This window comes from Pseudidiomarina sp. CB1 (assembly GCF_024752025.1).
Lineage (GTDB): Bacteria > Pseudomonadota > Gammaproteobacteria > Enterobacterales > Alteromonadaceae > Pseudidiomarina.
Map to the genome: position 1 here is coordinate 45909 of NZ_JANTPU010000002.1, position 20251 is coordinate 66159.

Below are 20251 nucleotides of genomic sequence, written 5' to 3' on the forward strand. Positions count from 1 at the left end.
ATGCAAGTTTTACAAGTGATTTCACTGTTACTCGACTACCCGAAAGTAGCGCTGCTCGAAGTAGTGCCTGAGTTACGCACTTTGGTGCGTGCTTCGGCACTGAGCACAGCGCAACAAAAGGCCCTCGATGACTTTATTGTGCGCCGGACCAGCGGCGACCTCATGGATTGGCAGTCGGAATACGACGGCCTGTTTGAGCGTGGCCGTTCGCTGTCATTGTTGTTATTTGAACACGTGCATGGCGAATCACGCGATCGCGGCCAAGCCATGGTTGATTTGATGCAACAGTATCAACAAGCAGGCTTGGAAATCGGCGTCAAAGAATTGCCAGATTACATTCCGTTGTATCTCGAATTCTTGGCCACCCAAGGCGAGGACAATGCACGCGAAGGCTTGGCCGAAGTGGCGCATATCTTGGCGGTATTAGCGGCGCGGTTAGAACAACGCGAAAGTGATTATGCAGTGCTGTTTAAGAGCCTGTTAGAGCTGGCGCAGGTCGAGATTGATTTAAGCGATGTACGTGCGCAAGTCGAATCGGAAAAGCGTGACGACACGCCGAAAGAACTCGACAAAGTCTGGGAAGAGGAAATGGTGACCTTTACCGGTAATGACGCCACCAGCACCTGTCCGACTGTGCAACATCGCCCAGCGGAAGGTCAGCGTCGTGATCAGTATGTGCCATTGAATCTTGATCAACTCAGCAACGTGAAAAACGCCGCGGACGTCTAAGGAGCAAGTCATGAATTATTTAAACACGTTTTTCTTTGGCATCTACCCATACATTGCGTTGGCGGTCATGATCATAGGTACTTGGATGCGCTACGACCGTGAGCAATTTACTTGGAAAACCAGCTCCAGCCAGCTACTTGAAAAGAAGCAGCTGCGTCGCGGAAGCATTGCTTTTCATATTGGTATTTTGGCGATTTTTGCCGGGCATTTTGTCGGCTTGTTAACCCCAGGCGAAGTTTGGCACGTGTTAGGAATTAGTGCTGGCACCAAGCAGCTGATCGCCATTGTTGCCGGTGGCTTAGCAGGTATCGTTTGCTTCTATGGCATGACCATTTTAATTGTGCGCCGCCTGAAAAATCCGCGTATTCGTGCTAACAGCAGCACTATGGATATCACGATTTTGTTGTTGCTCTATGCGCAATTGATTCTAGGCCTCTTGTCGATCTTCGTATCACTCGGCCACATGGATGGCTCAACCATGCTGTTATTGATGTCTTGGGCACAAAATACCCTGACCTTTGACGCGACCACAGCAGTTGCCGCCATGACTGACGTGCACTGGATCTTCAAGCTGCATATCACCTTAGGTCTCACCATTTTCTTGGTGTTCCCATTCACTCGATTGGTGCATATGTTCAGCGTGCCGGTGCAGTACATTCGCCGTCAGCATCAAATCGTGCGGCAAAAAGCAGCGCGCTGAGGAGATTGCTATGATTCAGGTAAATGAAACCACCATCGATGAGCCGGCAATCCTCGCCGAGATGCAATACCATCCGGCGGATAGCCAGCAGCAAGCCATGGCCAAAGCCGCAGAGTCACTGGTGATTGGTGAATTGTTCCGTCAACGTGCAGCCGAACTCGGGCTGCACGTAAAAGACGAAAACAAAGACGCCAGTGATGACGACTTTCTCGCAGCATTACTCGAGCGCGAAGTCGACATCCCCGAAGCCGATGACCAAGCCTGTGAAACCTACTACCAGCGGAACCCGGAGCGTTTTACCACGTCACCGTTGCTGGAAGTACGCCATATTTTGTTGGCTGCGGCGCCAGATGACGAGCTCGACCGCGTCAATGCGAAAATGATGGCCGAGCAAATCATCAAGCAGCTCGGCGAAGGCGATGACTTTTCACGTTTAGCGCAGCAGCATTCAGCCTGTCCGTCTGCCGCGACCGCTGGCAGCTTAGGCCAAATCAGCCGCGGCCAAACCGTCGCTGAATTTGAACGCCAAGTCTTCACTGCCAACGAAGGACTGCTGCCGAACCCCGTGGAAACCCGCTACGGCTTTCACGTGGTCGCCGTCGATCGCAAAATCGAAGGCAAGCAGCTGCCTTACGAAGCCGTCAAAGACAAAATCGCCGCCTACTTGAACGAGAAAGTCGAACGTAAAGCCGTCGCGCAATATATTCACACACTCATTCAAGCCGCCGAAATCAAAGGCTTTGATTTTGCTGTTTCGGATTCGCCGTTGCTGCAGTAGCGGTAGCAGTAGTCACGCTTGCACAAAGCCATAGTTACAGTAAGCTAAAGCCTCCACCCACGGAGGCTTTTTATGGACCACAACTTTTGGCATCAACGCTGGCAGCAGCAACAAATTGGCTTTCATCGCGATGCTTTTCATGAGCTGTTGACGGAGCACTTCCCCAAAGCTTGCCCAAACGGGCGTATTTTGGTGCCGTTGTGCGGCAAGACGAAAGATATGTTGTGGTTGCTCGATCAAGGCTACAAAGTGTTTGGCATAGAGCTGAGCGAGCTAGCGGTGCAGGCGTTTTTCGCAGAAAACCAACTTAAGCCGCAAGTGACCAGTGTTGGTAAGTTCAAGCAGTATGCGGTTGATGAACTGGTGATTTGGGTGGGCGATGTATTTGATCTCAGTGCTAAAGATCTGGCCGATGTCGATGGTTGGTATGACCGCGCTGCACTCGTAGCTCTGCCGCCGGAAATGCGTACACGCTATGTAGAACTACTCCGAAAAACCTTACCGAGTGGCAGTCGAGGTCTGTTGGTGACTGTTGAATATCCTGACGGTTACCGCGAGGGCCCACCGTTTTCGGTGCCAGAAAACGAGGTCAAAAGTGCTTACGGGCAACGCTTCAAAGTGCAACGCAAGGCGCGTATCCAAGGTTTCGTGAACAACGAGCCCAGTGTTGACAGTCCAGTCACCGAACAAGCTTACGTTATTTATGACTAGTCGGAAGTTTGATTCCTAAAGGTAGGGTTTATTGATAGGTTTACGGTAGATTAATTCCGTAATTCGGTCTATAAGTAACCATAATAGGAATTAAACTACCGGTAACTGAATGCAAAAGCTCACTCTACAGCTTTTTAATCACGGGCGTTGGCATGACGCAGCGGAGCTCATTTTTCATGACAAGGTCGCGCATGGCCGCGTGACGCTTGCTTACACGCACGCCTACATCACAGAAGTTCTTCAGTATGAGGCTATTGATAGCAGCGCATGTACTGTCAATGCGCCGGTCGGTGTTCTTCCTGTGGACTACCCTTCATGGCCAGCGCTCTTAGATGATCTACTACCCGTGGGTAAATCGCGTGATTGGTGGCTGGCGCGTTTGGATTTAAAGCGCGAACCCGAGTTTGTGCAAAATATTGAGCTGCTCAAGCACGCGGTGATGGCCCCGATTGGTAACTTGCGTATCAAGGAGGCATTTACTAACCGGCATAATGACATCGAGCAACGCTTCCCCCTGCAAGCTGTGGTCGAGTTGCAACATGACTTTCTTGAGTATGCCAATGAGAACGGTGCGGCGGTTGGCGGTGCAACGGGTGCCGTAGGAGTGGCGCCGAAGCTGTTATTGATGGTTGAGGGCGAGCAAGTCTACATCGATGGTGACTTTGCCGGCAAGCCCTTGGCCGCGAAGCCCTATTTGACAAAGTTTGCACGGAACCGTCGAACGCGCCTCGACAATGACATTCTGGCTGCGGAGTGTTGCTATTATAAGGTCCTAGCGAAGCTTCTTGCAGGAAGTGGAATTGAAACCATCGATACCGAAAATATGATGCTGCACCAACATGAAGGCCAAGTCAGCTTATGGTTGCCGCGGTTTGACGTGGTTGAAGAGAATGGCTTAGCCAAACGCATAGGCGTCGAGAGTATCTATTCGATCATTAATGCGGGTCCGGGCAGTGCGCAAAACCACTTTGACGTGATGACCGAAGTATGGGCAAAAATTCGTCGTGGAACGCAAATGAACAAAGCCGAATTCGCCAAACAGTACCTCGTGCGCGACTTGCTCAATCTTGTCTTTGGTAATTCGGATAATCATGGGCGCAATATTTCGTTTTTGAAGCTTGATGGTGATATTCATTTTGCGCCTATTTATGATTTTGCGCCGATGAAAGCGGATCCAGAAATGGTCGTGCGTCTATTTAAGTGGCCGCGACAATTTGAAAGCGCCTCAATGGTGAAATTTGATCAGGTTGTTCAAGAGCTTGATGCTTTTGCTCCCGCGGACGAACTACTTGCCTTTCTTAAAACTACCGCGAAAAAGCTGATTCATTTGAAAGACGAACTTCGCTTAGCTGGGTGCTCGGAACGTATTCTTGATTTTCCGGCAATTGGTCTTGAACGAACACGAGAGAAGCTGACAGATATGGGGGTGCTCGATGACTGAGTTATCGGTTGAAGAACGCCTAGAAATCATCGCTGAACTGGAAAAAGCACTCGGAGATGACGCAATTACGTTGGGCGAGATGGTGCAAGCGATTCGCAAGCGGCTCTATGGCATGACACAACTGCAATATGCGACGTTTATCGGCATTTCGGATCGTACCCTGCGCGAAATCGAGAAAGGTACCACCGATGCACGGCTTTCCATCATGAATAAGGTGCTTGCACCAGGCGGGTTTCAGCTGAGTGCGCGGCGGCGCAAGCCTCCCAAACTTTAGATTAAGTTGTTGCGCTGCAACACCTTGTAGGTGCGGCGTGCAAGCTTTTCCATAAAGGCGAGATCAGCAAAGGTCGGCTCGGCGGTTTCGTTGTCGAGGTCGACTTGCCATTGGCTGACTTCGGCGTCGAGCATTTCCATCATTTTCTTTGAGCAGCCGCGACAGATGCCTTGGCACATGTCGGCGTCTTCGAGGCCGAAGGGAATGGTATTGCGAATGGTGTCCAATAACGCCCGCATGGCGTCAGTGGTGTTCGGTTTGCGCTGGCGTGGTTGTTGAGTAGACATCAGAGCAGACATCAGCACCTCCAATGAAAAAGGGAGGGCACCCTGGAGAACAGTGCACCTCCCACAACGAGAAATCGTTAGTTTTGTTCGACGGCAACACCTTGTTGCTTGGCTTGTTTACCCCCTTTCTTGCTCAAAAGCCCACTGACAACCTGCCAGCTAATCGCCAGGGCACCGATGATGAAGATCACATCCCCCACGGTGCGCACCCAACGTAAACCTTCGAGCAACGGTTGCTGCATAAAGGCTTCGCTACGCGCATACCAGAGACCTTCTGAAGCTGCGGCGTAGAACTGAATGAAACCAATTGGCAGCAAGCTGCTGAAGAGCATCAAGACTAAGCCGCCGTTCATCCACCAGAACGCAGTGGTCATCAGTTTGTCGTTGAAGGCCAAGTGCGGACGGATGTAGCGCAAGATGAGCAAGACGAAACCGAGCGCCAAGAAGCCATACACACCGAATAGTGCTGCGTGGGCGTGGGTTGGCGTGGTGTTCAAACCTTGCACATAGTAGAGCGAAATCGGTGGGTTGATCATGAAACCCAACACGCCAGCGCCCAACATGTTCCAGAACGCGACGGCAACGAAGCACATGAGTGGCCATTTGATGCGGGCCATCCACGGCGCTTTGTGTTGCATGCTCCAGTTTTCCCATGCTTCGTAGCCAAGCACGATGAGCGGTACCACTTCGAGTGCACTAAAGGTTGCACCGACCGCCATGACTGGAGTCGTGGTGCCTGAGAAGTACAAGTGGTGGAAAGTACCCGGTACGCCGCCAAGCATAAACAAAGATGCTGATGCTAGTGACGCAGTGGTCGCCATTTTGCGTGAGACCAAGCCCATGCTGTGGAAGATAAAGGCAATGGCAGTGGTCGCGAACACTTCGAAGAAGCCTTCAACCCAAAGGTGGACGATCCACCAGCGCCAGTATTCCATCACTGACAAGTGGGTGCGCTCGCCGTAGAAGAAGCCGGCACCGTAGAACAGGCCGATAGCAACGACTGAAGCAGTGAAGAGCGCCAGTAAGTTTTTGTCGCCTTTGACTTTAAAGGCACCAATCACGCCACGCATCATCAGGCCAAGCCAGAATACGATGCCAACAAACTTACCAATCTGCCATAAGCGGCCGAGGTCGACATATTCATAACCTTGGTGACCTAGCCAGAAGTTCAAGTGTTCAGGCAAAATTTGAGCGATGGCAAGGTAGCTACCAATAAAGGTACCAGCCACGACTGCAACCAGCGCCCAGAACAGAATATCGACACCGAGTTTTTGGTACTTAGGATCTTTGCCACCATTGATAATCGGTGCAAGAAACAAGCCCGCGGCAAGGAAGCCGGTGGCAATCCAGAACAATGCCGCTTGAATATGCCAGGTACGCACTAAGCTGTACGGGAACCATTCAGATACGTTAATGCCATAGAATTCTTGGCCTTCAACGGTATAGTGCGCGGTGAAGCCCCCTAACAACACTTGCAGGGTAAACAACGCCACCACAATAAACAGGTATTTGCCCAAGGCTTTTTGTGACGGGGTTAATTTCACCAAGCTGATCGGGTCTTGCTTCGGTGCCGCAGGTTCTTCTTCGTCATGTTTACGAATAAAGGCCCAGCCCCAAATCAAGCCACCGACACCGGCAATCAATAAAATCACACTGACGATAGACCAGATGATGTTTTCAGCGCTCGGCACGTTATCGATCAACGGCTCGTGGGGCCAGTTGTTGGTATAGGTAACATCGCTATCAGGGCGCTCAGTAGCTGCCGCCCATGCGGTCCAGAAGAAGAACTCGGCCATACGTTCACGACGTTCAAGACTTGGCAGGGTGTTCTCTTTCATCGCATAGCTTTCGCGTGTGCCACGCAGTGCAGCATCATCGCTAAATAGGCGAATATAGTAGTCCGCTGTTTCGGCAATGGCTTGGGCACGACGTTCGTCGATCACCACTTCGTTACTTGCAGCATCATAGGTGTTGGTGCGATACGCCTGCTTCAGCGCAAATTGCAGCTGATTCTGCTGCGCTGGCGTGAGTTTGTCGTACGCCGTCATAAACTCTTCTGCTGCGGCAATCTCTAACCACGCCAAGAGTTCACGATGCAACCAATCAGCAGTCCAGTCGGGCGCTTGGTAGGCACCATGCCCCCAAATCGAACCGAGCTGCATACCACCGACGGATTGCCATGCGGTTTGACCATCAAGAATCGACTCCTCGGTCATCAATGTTTGCCCATTCGTCGTTACGAATTTTGCCGGAATGGGCGGTGCCTCACGATAAACTTCGTGTCCGAAGTAACCTAGTATTCCGAACGTAATTGCGAGAATCGCAATGAGCGTCCACCAAAGTTTTTTATAACCTGCCATACATCACCTTCTTGTTATGAGGTTTATCTCCACAGGTTGTATTGCAATTGCCTTGCCAACTTTTATCTTATTGTTTTTATTGGTGTTTGATGCGTAATAGGGTTTTTTATACCCAGCCATTTCGCTAGTCAAATCGACACTGTGGGTTGTTTCTACCCACTCCGCACTTTTGTTGATCATGATCAACGCAAATCTAGTGTCATCATCTAATCTGAACCACAATATATAGTGTTTTGGTGACGAAATGATGCGTTTTAGTGCAGTAGACATTGTCTTTCAAGAGGTTCCGGGTGAGGTAGCATTGGCTTATACCATCACTGGCTGCCCTGTTGGCTGTAAAGGTTGCCATAGTGCGGATAGCTGGCCGGCAGACCGTGGCGTGGAATTGACCGATGAACATTTTGAGAAACAGCTGAATCGTTATCAAGGACTTATTACCGCAGTTCTGTTTCTTGGTGGTGAATGGTACCCGGCGCGACTCGAAATGCTGCTGCGTCGGGCCAAATTGTTAGGCTTGGAAACCTGCCTTTATACCGGCTATGAGCAGGTCTCCGATACTTTGACCCAGCACCTAACTTACTTAAAGACTGGGCCATGGCGCCCTGAGTGCGGCGGCCTTGACTCGCCCATCACCAACCAACGCTATTACGACTTACGCACCGGGGAAGTGCTGAATGCCTTGTTTTGCCCGGAATTTATCGACATAAAAAGAAAGGAAGAACAACATGTTGCGCTTACAACCTGAGCAAATTGACCACAAAATGCAGTTCATCCACGACTATTTGCAAGCCCAAAATGCCGCCGATGGTTCGAAGATGGATGCTAATGCCAATGTCACACAAAAGAACATTGCGACCCTTGAAGCTGAATTGATGAAAGATTTCTTTGTGCAAGTGAACCGCAAGCAGGTCAGCACAAAAATCGCGGAGCTCTTTGGTAATGACTTGGCGCAAGAATACGTTCGGCAAATCGAAGACCATGAGATCTATGTGCATGATGAAACCAGTCTGAAGCCCTATTGTGTCTCAGTTACCATGTACCCATTCTTACGCGATGGCTTAACTAAACTTGGTGGCGAATCACAAGCGCCGAAGCACCTCGAGAGCTTCTGTGGTTGCTTCGTCAATTTTGTTTTCGCCGTCAGTTCGCAGTTTGCTGGCGCCGTAGCTACCGTCGAGTTTCTGACCTATTTCGACTATTTTGCGCGCAAAGACTATGGTGACGATTACCTCAATACCCATCGCCATCAGATCGAAAACCACCTACAGCACGTGGTGTATGCGTTAAACCAACCAGCGGCAGCCCGCGGTTACCAAAGCGTGTTTTGGAATATTTCGGTGTATGACAAATTTTATTTCGAGAGCATGTTTGGCGACTTTGTATTCCCGGACTTTAGTAAACCCGAATGGAGTTCTGTCAGCGGACTACAAGATTTCTTTATGCAGTGGTTCAACAATGAACGTAAGAAAACCATTCTAACTTTCCCAGTGGTGACTGTAGCAATGCTGACGGAAGATGGGGCCTGCAAAGACCAGCAGTTTGCCGAAGGGATCGCTGCGGGACTTGCCGACGGCAACTCGTTTTTTGTGTACTTATCCGACAATGCCGACTCGTTAGCGTCCTGTTGTCGACTACGGAGCGAAATTAGCGACAATACCTTCTCGTATACGCTGGGTGCAGGCGGGGTCGCTACGGGCTCAATCAACGTGATCACCATCAATATGAACCGTTTAGTGCAAGATGGCCGCGACTTAGCTACCGAAATCGACAAGATCCAGAAATATCAGGTGGCTTATCGCAAGCTCATGGAGGAATACAAAGAAGCAGGTTTATTGACCGTCTATGACGCCGGTTTTATTAGTCTGGATAAACAATTTCTGACCATCGGCATTAACGGTATGGTCGAGGCTGCTGAATCACAGGGCATTGAAGCGAGTAATAACCCAGAATACGCCGCCTTTGTGCAAGAGCGCCTGAAGGTGATCTACGATGCCAACAAAGCGGCGCGTCAAGCATACGGTTACATGTTCAATACCGAGTTTGTACCCGCAGAAAACCTCGGCGTAAAAAATGCGAAATGGGACCGCGAGGATGGTTATTTTGTCCCACGCGATTGCTACAACTCGTATTTTTACGTGGTCGAAGATGAAAATTCGAATGCATTGGATAAGTTTGTGCTGCATGGCTCTGAACTCATTCAGTACCTTGACGGGGGGTCTGCATTACACCTAAACCTCGACGAAAAACTCAATCAGCCAGGCTATCTAGCGCTACTCAATACGGCCGCACGCACCGGCTGTAATTACTTCTGCATCAACGTCAAAATCACCATTTGCAATGATTGCGAGCACATCGATAAGCGCACCCTGCACGCTTGCTCGTCGTGCGGGTCGGCCGATATTGATTATGGTACGCGGGTGATTGGCTACTTGAAGCGGGTATCCGCTTTTAGTTCGGGGCGTCAAAAGGAACATAACAAGCGGCATTACCATCGTCAGCATCAAACCCAAGTTGACCACCCCGTTGGTGCGGCGCAAGAGGCGTGGCGCCAAGCGAGTTAGCGCGGCGAAAACTACTCACAAAGAGGGAGCTCAGCTCCCTTTTTTGTTGTATGGGGTGTGGCGCACGAAACAACTACAATAACAGGTCGAAAATCTTTGTAAGAGATACAACCTATGGTTATTGAAAGTTATAGCGACCTGATCGCCGCTGCCCAGCAGCAACCCGAGCCACAACGCTTGTTGTTTGTTTTGGCTAAAGCAGAGTTGCCACAAGATGCAACGGCAAGCCAGCAAGCGCGGTTTGCGGAGCAACAAGGTGGTGCGTTAGAGCCGGTGCTGTGTGTGGATAAGTTGCCGGAAGAAGTGGCCGACTTTGCCGTGTTGGTGGATGAGTCAAACCGCACTGGTATGAATTGGGATATCGCGTTTATCGCCAGCATGGAAGGCCGCGCAGGGCACCCGCCCAGCAGCGATGAAGCCGAGCAACCGCTAACGCTGATGGTCAATAAAATAAAAGCCGGCAGCATTGCCGACTTTGTCACCGTGAACAAGCAAGGCGAACTGCTGCAGCTGTTCGCTTAATCCCTTAAACGACTTTCGAGTAGCGAGGCATTCCTGCCTCGCTGTCGAGGTAGGCGTCAAAACACGCACAAATACTGCGCACCCACAAACGTCCCAGTTCAGTTACCTTGAGTTCGGTTGCCGACACCTCGACCAAGCCATCTTCGATAAACGGCTGTAGTTTGACTTTCGCATTTGCAAAGTAACCCCAAAAGTCGTCAATTTTCCATTGTTCGCTGAATGCTTTGAGGTCGAGGTTAAAGTGACAGATTACCTGCGAAATCAACGCGGCCCGTAAGCGGTCATCGGCGCTTAAGCTGAAGCCTTTCACCACTGGTAATTCGCCGTTTTCAATCGCTTTGTAGTAATCCGGTAGGTCCTTCGCGTTTTGCCAGAGTACACCATCGATTTGGCTAATCGACGAAGCGCCCAAGCCTAGAGTGCTGTCTTGGCCAGCCGTGGTATAGCCTTGAAAGTTACGTTGTAGGCGGCCTTGTTGTTGCGCTTGCGCGAGTTCATCGTCAACTTTAGCAAAGTGATCCATGCCAATGAATTGATAGCCCGCGGCACTGAAGCGGGTAATGCCAAGCTGCAACAGCTCAAGCTTTATCGGCGCAGATGGCAATGAGCTGTCAGGGATTTTGCGCTGCCCAGCGAAACGCTGCGGCAAATGCGCATAGCTAAACAACGACACACGGTCAGGCGCCAATTCAATCACTTGCTCAATCGATGCAGCAAAGCTCTGCGGCTGCTGATAAGGCAAGCCATAAATCAGATCCAAATTAATAGAGTCAAAGCCAAGCTCACGACTAAGTTGTACCTGATGCTTAATTAAATCGGTATCTTGCACGCGGTTAATGGCGATTTGCACCTTTTCATCGAAATCTTGCACACCATAACTCACCCGGTTGAAGCCGAGCTGACGCAAATGCCGCAGTTTGTCGTCACTGCAACTCCGCGGGTCGCTTTCAATGCTTAACTCGGCATCGTCGGTAATGGTGAAGTACTGATTCAGGAGTTCCCACAGGCGAGTGAGTTGCGTTTCGGTGAGAAACGTCGGAGTTCCGCCACCCAAATGAATCTGATTGACCACACGCTCACCCAGCAGCGGCTGATACATGGCCATTTCTTTAGCCAGCATATCCAGATAGCGGTCAGCTTTGTGCTGGTGCCGCGTAATCACTTTGTTGCAGCCGCAGTAATAGCAAAGCTTATGACAGAACGGTAGATGCAAATACAGACTCAGAGCTTTGGGCGCTGCAGTCAGGGTTTGTGCAACTTCAGCCACAGCAAAGTCGCTGGTGAGCGCTAACGCCGTAGGATACGACGTATAGCGTGGACCATTAATGTTGTATTTGTCGATCAAAGCTTGATCCCAAGTGACCGCAGGCATAACCAACTCCAATAAAGCGGCGAATTTGGGCTCTATTTTAAGTGATTCAGATCAAAAATTTGATACTCCTGAAGGGTTACTACTTTGATCTAGCTCAAGGATTTCTCCGCCAAAACTTGCAGCTTCTTATAAGCAAACGCCGGCATACGCTCCTTGATCTCAATGGTGTCGAGTAAGTTCTTCAGCTGCAAGCCAAGCTCGGTGTCGCCGGTCACGAGTAACTTGCGTCGAAAGAACAGCGTATCGGGGTCGACTTGTTGGGTTGCCAATTGCAGTAACACTGGCCAGGTGACGCGCATCGTTACATCGAGAGGGACGTCGATAGGGTTGGCGCTAGGACGAACGATGAGTCGGTGGTGATCGTCGTGCGCGCTACTGCTGACCGCAAATTTTAGGCCAAGGTCAGTGATCTCGATTCCTGCCCAGCGACCCTCAAGGAACGTAAAGGCACCCGCCTTGCTGTCGCTCGCAAACAGCCGCCGAAAAAGCTGCTCAATGAGCGTGCAAGTAAGCCCCGAAGGCGCAATCGCAACGCCTTTTGCCAGCACCCGAGGTGCCCATTCTACTACTTTGGTGATAACCATTCATTGCCTCGCATTTGCGCCACGTCAACGTCACGAAGCATTATAATTGCCATTATGAATGCATGTTCATGGTGAAGATCAATAAACACCTTACTTGAAGAAAAAAGTGAAGGCTTAAAACATGGAATTGCTCTGTCCTGCTGGCAGTATGCCTGCGTTAAAAGCTGCATTAGAGAACGGTGCTGATGCTGTTTATGTAGGGTTTAAAGGTGAAACCAACGCTCGGCATTTTGCTGGGCTGAATCTTGACGCAGCTAGCTTACGCGAAGCGGCACGCTTGGTGCATAGCTACGGTAAGAAAATACATGTTGCGATTAACACCTTTGCGCATGTAAAAACTTGGGACCATTGGCGGCAAGCCGTTGATGATGCTGCGGCCGCCGGCGTCGATGTGTTAATTGTGGCGGATATTGCGGTGCTGGCCTATGCGGCAGAGCGTTACCCAAAAATGGAACTGCACCTAAGTGTACAAGCCTCGGCGACGAATGCAGCGGCGATTGATTTCTACAAGCAATTCGGTGTGAAACGTGTAGTACTGCCGCGCGTGCTGTCGATGCAGCAAGTACGCTCGCTGGCGCGCACCACCGATGTTGAACTCGAAGTCTTTGCCTTTGGCAGCCTCTGCATTATGGCGGAGGGGCGCTGCTATTTGAGCTCCTACATGACCGGCGAGTCGCCCAACACCGCTGGGGCCTGTTCGCCAGCGCAGTATGTACGCTGGGATGAAACCGCCGACGGTGGCCTCGAGTCGCGCCTCAATGGCATCATGATCGACCGCTTTGCCGCCGACGAAACCGCCGGCTACCCAACCCTTTGCAAAGGTCGCTTCCAAGTTGGCGATGCGACCTACCATGCCTTGGAAGAGCCCACCAGTTTAAACACTTTAGACTTGCTCCCCGAACTCTATCGCGAAGGTATTGCTAGTCTCAAAATCGAGGGTCGCCAGCGCAGCCCAGCCTACGTGGCACAAATCACAAGGGTGTGGCGTCAAGCCATCGACCGTGTCATGCAGGACCCTGAGCATTTCACTGTGCAAAGTGATTGGAATGCCGTGCTCGCTAATTTATCTGAAGGCAGTCAAACCACATTGGGTGCCTATCATCGAAAATGGAAGTAACCATGAAATTCTCGTTTGGACCTATTTTATACTTTTGGCCAAAGGCGCAAGTTGAGCGCTTTTACGAGCAAGTTGCGAGTTCAGATGTGGATTGTGTCTATCTGGGCGAAACGGTGTGTAGCAAGCGCCGCGAACTTAAGTTCGAAGACTATTTTCGCATCGCGCAAATGCTCCGTGAAGCCGGTAAGCAAGTGTGCCTGTCGACCATGACGCTCTTGGAAGCACCATCAGAGCTGCGCGAATTACGCAAATACTGTGACAACGGCGAATTCATGGTCGAAGCCAACGATGTCGGTGCTATTAGCTTGCTGCATGAGAACAAATTGCCGTTTGTCGGCGGTTCTGCACTGCAGATCTATAATCAACATAGTCTGCGTAAACTTGTCGGCATGGGCATGAAGCGTTGGGTCATTCCCGTAGAATTATCTCGTGACTGGCTTAAGGAGCTGTTGGCCGAACCGTTAATTGAAAGTGTCCGTGACTGCTTTGAAACCGAGCTGTTCGCTTTCGGTCATTTGCCTTTAGCGTGGTCAGGGCGCTGCTTTACCGCACGTTCAGAAAACCGCGCGAAAGATCAGTGCGAGCTTTGTTGCATCAAGTACCCAGAGGGTCGCAAAGTCACGAGTCAAGACGGCACCGATGTGTTTGTGCTCAATGGTATACAGACGCAATCAGGCACCCGCTATAATTTGATCAACCAGCTTAAGGGCATGCACGGCTTAGTGGATATGGTACGCTTGAGTCCTGAAGCGCATGACACAATGAGCTGGCTACGGCGCTTTAAGATGAATCAAGATGGCCTGCAGCCGTACCCGTTAGCTAAAAACGAAAGTAATGGCTATTGGCTGAAATTGGCTGGCCTCGTGCAAGCGGATGAAAGTACGCAAACCAAGGTGGAGAAGTATGAAAGTTGAACAACCGGCGCGGATTGGTGTAGTGACCGTAAGCGACCGTGCCAGCGCGGGCGTTTATGACGATATTTCAGGAAAAGCGATTGAAGCGACCTTGGACGACTACCTGACCTCGCCATGGCAAGCCTTTTATCGGCTTATTCCAGACGAAAAGGAGGTCATTGAGGCAACCTTACGTGAGCTAGTGGACGATGAAAACTGCTGTTTAGTTGTCACCACCGGCGGTACAGGGCCAGCCGAACGCGATGTCACCCCAGAGGCAACGGAAGCGGTGTGTGATCGCATGATGCCAGGCTTTGGAGAATTGATGCGTGCGGAGTCGCTGAAATACGTACCTACCGCAATTTTGTCGCGACAAACTGCGGGTCTGCGTGGCTCCAGCCTTATCGTTAACTTGCCAGGCAAGCCAAAAGCCATTCGTCAGTGCCTCGATGCCGTGTTCCCCGCAATCCCTTATTGCATCGATCTAATGAATGGCCCCTATCTTGAATGCGACGAAAGCGTCATCCAACCTTTCCGGCCGAAAAAATAAATCTAAACAAACAAAAAGGGCGCATTGATTGCGCCCTTTGTTGTATCTGACATTCTCTTAGCAAGGGTCAGCAGCACCTTTGCGTGAGTAGAACCACCAGGTGATCACGGTGCACAGCGCATAGAAGCCGATGAAGGCATACAGCGCACCTGCCACGCTTCCAGTCATCGCAATTGAAGTACCGTAAGCCTTGGGAATAAAGAAGCCACCGTAAGCGGCGAAGGCTGAGATGAAGCCGATCACCGCTGCCGACTCTTTGTTACCTTCTTTGATGGCAACATCAGTGTCAGCGTGCACACGTTTGCGCTGGTTTAAGAAGATCACCGGCACCATGCGGAAGGTAGAACCGTTACCGATACCTGTGGCAATAAAGAGCACTAGGAACGAGACGAAGAAGCCCGTGAAGCTGCCGGCACTGTCACCGAGTGGTAGATAATAAAGTACTCCGATAACGCCCAGAATCATCAATAAGAAATTCCAGAAGGTTACCCGTGCGCCACCAAGTTTGTCGGCAATAATGCCGCCAGCTGGCCGTGCCAACGCGCCAACCAACGGCCCTAAGAAGGCGTATTTGGTCGGGTCAACTTCAGGGAATAACATACCCGATAGCAGCGGGAAGCCTGCGGCAAAGCCGATAAAGCTACCAAAAGTGCCTAAGTACAAAATACACATGATCCAGTTGTGAGAGCGTTTGAAAATAACCGCTTGGTCACTGAATGACGCCTTGGCAGACGAGATATCATTCATACCAAACCACGCTGCAATAGCCCCGATGGCAATCAGCGGAACCCACAAGAACGCGGCGTTCTGCAACCATAACTCGCTACCGGCATTAGCACCGCTGACCACAGCGAGTGGGTCGCCGCCAAATGGGCCAAACACGCTACTGGCAATAACCAATGGTGCAAGCAATTGCATCCCAGAAACCCCGAGGTTACCAAGGCCGGCATTCATGCCTAAGGCACTGCCTTTCTCTTTTTGCGGGTAGAAGAAGCTAATATTGGCCATTGAACTGGAGAAGTTACCGCCACCAAAGCCGCAAAGAAGCGCCAAAATCAACATAATGATGTACGGCGTATCAGGATTCTGAATGGCAAAACCTATCCACACGCACGGAATAAGCAACGACGCCGTAGAAATAGCGGTCCAGCGTCGGCCACCAAAGATCGGTACCATAAAGCTATAGAAGATTCGTAGTGTCGCACCAGATAATGCCGGTAATGCCGCAAGCCAGAATAGCTCGTTCGAGGAATAACCGAAGCCAAGCTGCGGCATTTTCACCACTAAGATACTCCAGATGGTCCAGACTGCGAACGCTAAGAACAGGTTCGGAATTGAAATCCACAAGTTACGAGTGGCAATTTTTTTACCTTTGGTTTCCCAAAAGTCTTTATCTTCCGGACGCCAGTCATCAAGGGTGTAATGGTCAGGGGTCGACAGTTCGGGTAAGTCGGTCTGCTCGGAACCACTGAGTAGCTCCATACGTTCGGCACGACGAATGGCGAAATGCATCCACCACAATGAACCGATGGTAATCGCGAACAGCAGCATGAAAACGCTTTGCCATACGCCAATCACGTCGTTCAACATACCGAAGGTGAGCGGTAAGAAGAAGCCACCGAGACCACCGATCATACCGACCACACCGCCGACAGCACCGACGCTTTTCGGGTAGTAGACAGGAATATGTTTGAAGACTGCAGCTTTACCTAGCGACATAAAAAAGCCAAGTACGAAGGTCAGTACCACAAACATCGCCAGCGTGATTTCAAACTGGAAGCGAATTTCGCCGTGGACGCCTTGTACGATGTACTCAGTCGATGGATAACTCAACAAGAAAGTACACACGGCAGAGGCAATAAAGGTCCAATACATGACCCGGCGCGCGCCGTATTTATCTGACATCCAACCGCCGAGAATACGAAACAACGAAGCCGGGATGGTATAGAGCGCGGCAATAATACCGGCTTCTTTGATGCTGAGGTCATACACTTCCATCAGGTAGTGCGGCAGCCACAAAGCGAGAGCAACGAAGGCACCAAAAACAAAGAAGTAGTACAAACTGAAGCGCCAAACTCGTAACTCCGCGAGCGGTGCCATTTGTTCCCAGAAGCTTTGCTTCGGTTGTTGGCGACGCTGCTGGGTGAGCGGGTCTTCTTTGGCTAAAACGATAAAGGCGATACCCATGATGCCGATGACGGTCGCATAGACCTGAGCAGCACCTTGCCACCCCAGTGCGACCAGTAAGAACGGTGCACCGAAGTTGGTGACTGCCGAACCGACGTTACCTGCGCCAAATATACCTAGCGCTGTACCTTGTTGCTTACTTTCAAACCAAGCAGAGGTGTAGGTGACACCGACAATAAAGGCACCACCAGCCAAACCAACACCTAATGCGCCAACAAGGAGCATATAGTAGCTAGTAGCGAAAGTGAGTAAGTAAACACACAGCGCCGTGGTTAGCATCAAGACGCCGAACACCCAGCGGCCACCAAGGCGGTCGGTCCATATGCCCAAAAACATACGGCTAATAGAGCCGGTGAGAATCGGCGTTGCCATGAGCAAGCCAAGCTGCGTGTCACTTAGATTAAAATCATCTTTAATCTGAATACCGATGATCGAGAAAATAGTCCACACAGCAAAACACAGTGTGAACGCAAAAGTGGAGAGCCCAAGCGCACGATAGCGATCAAACTTACTCACGTTTTGTTGCGGTGTTGTCATAGCCAAGCTCCTCAAGGTACGACGGTGAAGTTAACTCGCTTCAGTCTACTTATTTCTGGGGCTGCGGATAGCTATGAAACGGCGCTACAACAGTAGCTTAGCTTGGCTAGTACCGCTTTAGTGGGAACTGAAAATAGTGCTCAAATCACAGTGTTTTTAGGGCCGATTACCTCCTGTTAGGTAGCTCGCCTACACCTCATTTAAGGTTGAAGGTAATAAGAGGTACACCAAGGAAATCAGTGTCGATTGCGTAGCTTTTTGTGTTATAAACATAGATACAAAATGCATGTTAAGGGTGCGTCATGATACAAATCACTGATCTTCAGGTTGAACAAAAAATGTGGCCATTGCTGCGTCAAGCGTTTCGACCCATGTTCTTACTAGGAGCAACCTTCAGTGCGCTCGCCATGATGTTATGGTTGTGGGTACTTAGCGGTGCGGTGCAGTTGCCAGTGTTTGCTGATGTGATGTTTTGGCATAGTCACGAAATGCTGTTTGGTTTTGTTGCCGCTATTATTGTCGGCTTTTTGCTCACGGCGGTGCAAAATTGGACTGGCCTGCGGGCGACCCACGGTCGTGCGTTAGCTGTGCTAACTACGGTATGGCTGTTGGGACGAATAAGCTTGCTTTTTGGGGAGTTTTTGCCGACATATGTGCCGATCATCATCGATCTTGCCTTTTTACCGTTGGCCGCGATCTTGTTGGCGGTGCCGCTTGTTGCCGTACGTCAACAACGTAACCTGTTTTTCGTTCCGGTCTTACTGTTACTCGCTTTATGCAACGGTCTGATGTACTACGGTCGTCTCACTGGCCGTTTTGATTTGCAGCAAGTGGGTAGCCAAAATGCAGTTCTGCTAATCACGTTGTTGATGGCCATCGTTGGTGGACGAGTGATTCCAATGTTTACCGCCAATGGCACCATGACCCAGAAGGTACAGCCTATCGTTTGGTTGGATCGGCTTAGCTTAGGTAGTCTGTGGCTGATTTTTGCATTGCAAATAACCCAATTGAGTAGCTTTATTGGGACACCCTTGATGGCTGCTTTGTATGCCATCGCCGCAGTTTTACTGGCGATTCGTTGTGCCCGTTGGAAACTATGGATTACTTTAAAGGTGCCGTTGGTGTGGTCGTTACACATCGCCTACTGGTTTCTACCAATAGGCTTGGCGCTGTATGCAGTGCATTATCTCAACCCAAGCGTGACGATAAGCACTGCGACCCATGCGCTAACAGCTGGTGCTATGGGTAGTATGATTCTTGCCATGCTGGCGCGGGTTTCGTTAGGCCATAGCGGACGACCGTTACAACCGAAGAAAATAATGTCGTTAGCGTTTTTACTGGTGATTATTGCTGCCTTGCTGCGTGTGTTCGCGGCGTGGCTGTGGCCGGCCTACACAGTGGATTGGTATCTGTATGCGGGGGCAGCATGGATTATCGCTTATTTGATCTATGTTTTTGTTTACCTGCCGGTACTCACGACCCCACGTGCCGACGGTCGCCCAGGTTAATTACTCAGCGCACTGTGAACATTGCGGGTGGCGTGGCAGATTGAAGCTACGCCATTCGCCGTGTAAGCCGTCATAAAGCATGACTTTATGTGAGATTGGCGTACCGACCGTAGCTAACACTTTAAGGGTTTCGACTGCTTGTAGGGCGCCAACAACCCCTACCACAGGTGCGAGAATGCCCGCCTCCATACAGCTGAGTTGCTGCTCACCAAATAATTGGCTGAGACAGCCGTAACAAGGCCCCTCGCCTTGATTCATGAATACACTAAGCTGGCCTTCATAGCGAATTGCTGCACCCATAATGTGGGGCTTGCGTTGGCTCACGCAGGCCTGATTAATCAGATTACGCGTCGCCAGATTGTCACAGCAGTCCACCACAACGTCATGTTGCGCTATCCACTCGTATAGATTGTCATGTCCAGCTTGTGCTTGCTTTGTTTGCACGTTGCAGTCGGGGCTACGCTGATTTAAATAAGTCTGGGCCGCCAAGACCTTCGCTGTACCAACGTCATCAGCGGTATAAATGGTCTGTCGTGGGAGATTATGCTTATCCACCACATCGTGATCGACGATGGTAAGTTGCCCCACACCGCTTGCCGCAAGATAAGGTGCTACTGCACATCCCAACCCTCCCATGCCGATGAGCAATACTTTGCTGGAGAGCAGGCGTTCTTGGCCTTGCATATCAAAGCTGGGTAGCATGACATGGCGACTATAGTGCAGTAGTTGTTCACGGGTGAGCTCAGGAAGGGTCATCGTGTGGGATCTCCTCTGGACGGAGTACAAGCCAGATCGCAACGGTTGTCATAATAGCGATCACACCGAACTTTAACGCCAAGTGCACGGGGCTGAAACTCAGCATAGTGGCACTGCCGCTCATCATGACAATAGCAATAACCTTCGGGCGACGCTTGACCACGCCATATTGACGCCAAGCAATGATTTGTGGGCCGTATTTGGGATGAGCGAGAAGTCTCTCTTCGAGCACTGGCCAGCCCTTACCGCCGGCCCAAGCAGCGACTAACAAAAACGGCACGGTCGGCATAATAGGCAACAACAAGCCAATAACGCCTAACATGAGCGCAAAAATCGCGATCATGCGCCAAATCAAAATACGTAGTAAGACCGTCATAGTTCTCC

At 50.6% G+C, this 20251-nt stretch carries 20 protein-coding genes; 13 read left to right on the forward strand and 7 right to left on the reverse strand.

Features of this window, described 5'->3' with window-relative positions:
• The 6 genes from narJ (at window position 1) to NV375_RS09560 (ending at window position 4633) form a co-directional block, all read left to right on the forward strand.
• Window positions 1-729, forward strand: a complete 729-nt coding sequence (gene narJ, locus NV375_RS09535; RefSeq protein WP_258808006.1) for a nitrate reductase molybdenum cofactor assembly chaperone — start codon at window positions 1-3, stop codon at window positions 727-729.
• A gap of 10 nt (window positions 730-739) precedes the next feature.
• Entirely contained in the window at window positions 740-1429 is a 690-nt protein-coding gene (narI, locus tag NV375_RS09540) for a respiratory nitrate reductase subunit gamma (protein ID WP_258808007.1), read from the forward strand.
• 10 nt (window positions 1430-1439) lie between these two features.
• On the forward strand, window positions 1440-2207 hold the full coding sequence (locus NV375_RS09545) for a peptidylprolyl isomerase (RefSeq protein WP_258808008.1): 768 nt from the start codon (window positions 1440-1442) through the stop codon (window positions 2205-2207).
• 72 nt (window positions 2208-2279) lie between these two features.
• Window positions 2280-2918, forward strand: a complete 639-nt coding sequence (locus NV375_RS09550; protein WP_258808009.1) for a thiopurine S-methyltransferase — start codon at window positions 2280-2282, stop codon at window positions 2916-2918.
• A 109-nt stretch (window positions 2919-3027) separates the two neighbouring features.
• Window positions 3028-4359: a HipA domain-containing protein gene (locus NV375_RS09555; RefSeq protein ID WP_258808010.1), complete on the forward strand. Its 1332-nt coding sequence runs from the start codon at window positions 3028-3030 to the stop codon at window positions 4357-4359.
• A complete protein-coding gene (locus NV375_RS09560) occupies window positions 4352-4633 on the forward strand; it encodes a helix-turn-helix domain-containing protein (protein ID WP_258808011.1) in 282 nt (93 codons plus the stop codon). Before NV375_RS09555 ends, NV375_RS09560 begins: the two co-directional genes overlap by 8 nt.
• On the opposite strand, the gene NV375_RS09565 is transcribed toward NV375_RS09560, so the two are convergent.
• Both NV375_RS09565 and NV375_RS09570 read right to left on the reverse strand, forming a co-directional pair.
• Complete coding sequence (locus NV375_RS09565; RefSeq protein WP_258808012.1) at window positions 4630-4932, reverse strand: hypothetical protein; 303 nt, start codon at window positions 4930-4932, stop codon at window positions 4630-4632. The two genes, NV375_RS09560 and NV375_RS09565, sit on opposite strands and share 4 nt — an antisense overlap.
• A gap of 65 nt (window positions 4933-4997) precedes the next feature.
• Window positions 4998-7280 carry a nitric-oxide reductase large subunit gene (locus NV375_RS09570; RefSeq protein WP_258808013.1) on the reverse strand — a complete coding sequence of 761 codons (2283 nt, stop codon included), beginning with the start codon at window positions 7278-7280 and terminating at the stop codon, window positions 4998-5000.
• A gap of 244 nt (window positions 7281-7524) precedes the next feature.
• Between NV375_RS09570 and nrdG the strand changes: the two genes are divergently transcribed.
• From nrdG to NV375_RS09585, 3 genes are all read left to right on the forward strand, one after another.
• Entirely contained in the window at window positions 7525-8025 is a 501-nt protein-coding gene (gene nrdG / locus NV375_RS09575) for an anaerobic ribonucleoside-triphosphate reductase activating protein (RefSeq protein WP_258808014.1), read from the forward strand.
• On the forward strand, window positions 8006-9841 hold the full coding sequence (gene nrdD, locus NV375_RS09580; RefSeq protein WP_258808015.1) for an anaerobic ribonucleoside-triphosphate reductase: 1836 nt from the start codon (window positions 8006-8008) through the stop codon (window positions 9839-9841). Before nrdG ends, nrdD begins: the two co-directional genes overlap by 20 nt.
• Before the next feature lie 114 nt (window positions 9842-9955).
• Window positions 9956-10363, forward strand: a complete 408-nt coding sequence (locus NV375_RS09585) for a ribonucleotide reductase subunit alpha (RefSeq protein ID WP_258808016.1) — start codon at window positions 9956-9958, stop codon at window positions 10361-10363.
• Between the two features lie 4 nt (window positions 10364-10367).
• Here the strand turns inward: NV375_RS09585 and hemN are convergent, their stop codons facing one another.
• Together hemN and NV375_RS09595 are read right to left on the reverse strand one after the other, a co-directional pair.
• Window positions 10368-11735, reverse strand: a complete 1368-nt coding sequence (gene hemN, locus NV375_RS09590; protein WP_258808017.1) for an oxygen-independent coproporphyrinogen III oxidase — start codon at window positions 11733-11735, stop codon at window positions 10368-10370.
• 89 nt (window positions 11736-11824) lie between these two features.
• A complete protein-coding gene (locus tag NV375_RS09595) occupies window positions 11825-12319 on the reverse strand; it encodes an SCP2 domain-containing protein (RefSeq protein ID WP_258808018.1) in 495 nt (164 codons plus the stop codon).
• A gap of 121 nt (window positions 12320-12440) precedes the next feature.
• On the opposite strand from NV375_RS09595, the gene NV375_RS09600 reads away from it, so the two are divergent.
• Genes NV375_RS09600 through mog form a run of 3 tightly spaced genes read left to right on the forward strand, consistent with a single transcriptional unit; the run spans window position 12441 to window position 14879 of the window.
• A complete protein-coding gene (locus tag NV375_RS09600) occupies window positions 12441-13436 on the forward strand; it encodes a peptidase U32 family protein (protein WP_258808019.1) in 996 nt (331 codons plus the stop codon).
• Between the two features lie 2 nt (window positions 13437-13438).
• The gene (locus NV375_RS09605) at window positions 13439-14350 is read left to right on the forward strand and encodes a U32 family peptidase (protein ID WP_258808020.1); all 912 of its coding nucleotides are present in this window, start codon (window positions 13439-13441) and stop codon (window positions 14348-14350) included.
• Window positions 14340-14879: a molybdopterin adenylyltransferase gene (mog, locus tag NV375_RS09610; RefSeq protein WP_258808021.1), complete on the forward strand. Its 540-nt coding sequence runs from the start codon at window positions 14340-14342 to the stop codon at window positions 14877-14879. Before NV375_RS09605 ends, mog begins: the two co-directional genes overlap by 11 nt.
• 57 nt (window positions 14880-14936) lie before the next feature.
• Here mog and NV375_RS09615 read toward each other — a convergent pair whose 3' ends face one another.
• Entirely contained in the window at window positions 14937-17603 is a 2667-nt protein-coding gene (locus NV375_RS09615) for an MFS transporter (protein WP_258808022.1), read from the reverse strand.
• Between the two features lie 302 nt (window positions 17604-17905).
• Here NV375_RS09615 and NV375_RS09620 point away from each other — a divergent pair, with 302 nt between their 5' ends.
• Complete coding sequence (locus NV375_RS09620) at window positions 17906-19111, forward strand: NnrS family protein (protein ID WP_258808023.1); 1206 nt, start codon at window positions 17906-17908, stop codon at window positions 19109-19111.
• Here the strand turns inward: NV375_RS09620 and NV375_RS09625 are convergent, their stop codons facing one another.
• Window positions 19112-19867 (reverse strand): molybdopterin-synthase adenylyltransferase MoeB, encoded by a 756-nt coding sequence (locus tag NV375_RS09625; protein ID WP_258808024.1) that lies wholly within the window; start codon window positions 19865-19867, stop codon window positions 19112-19114.
• Window positions 19854-20243, reverse strand: a complete 390-nt coding sequence (locus tag NV375_RS09630; RefSeq protein ID WP_258808025.1) for a YbaN family protein — start codon at window positions 20241-20243, stop codon at window positions 19854-19856. The genes NV375_RS09625 and NV375_RS09630 overlap by 14 nt, the downstream gene beginning before the upstream one ends.
• Between the last annotated feature and the right edge of the window lie 8 nt (window positions 20244-20251).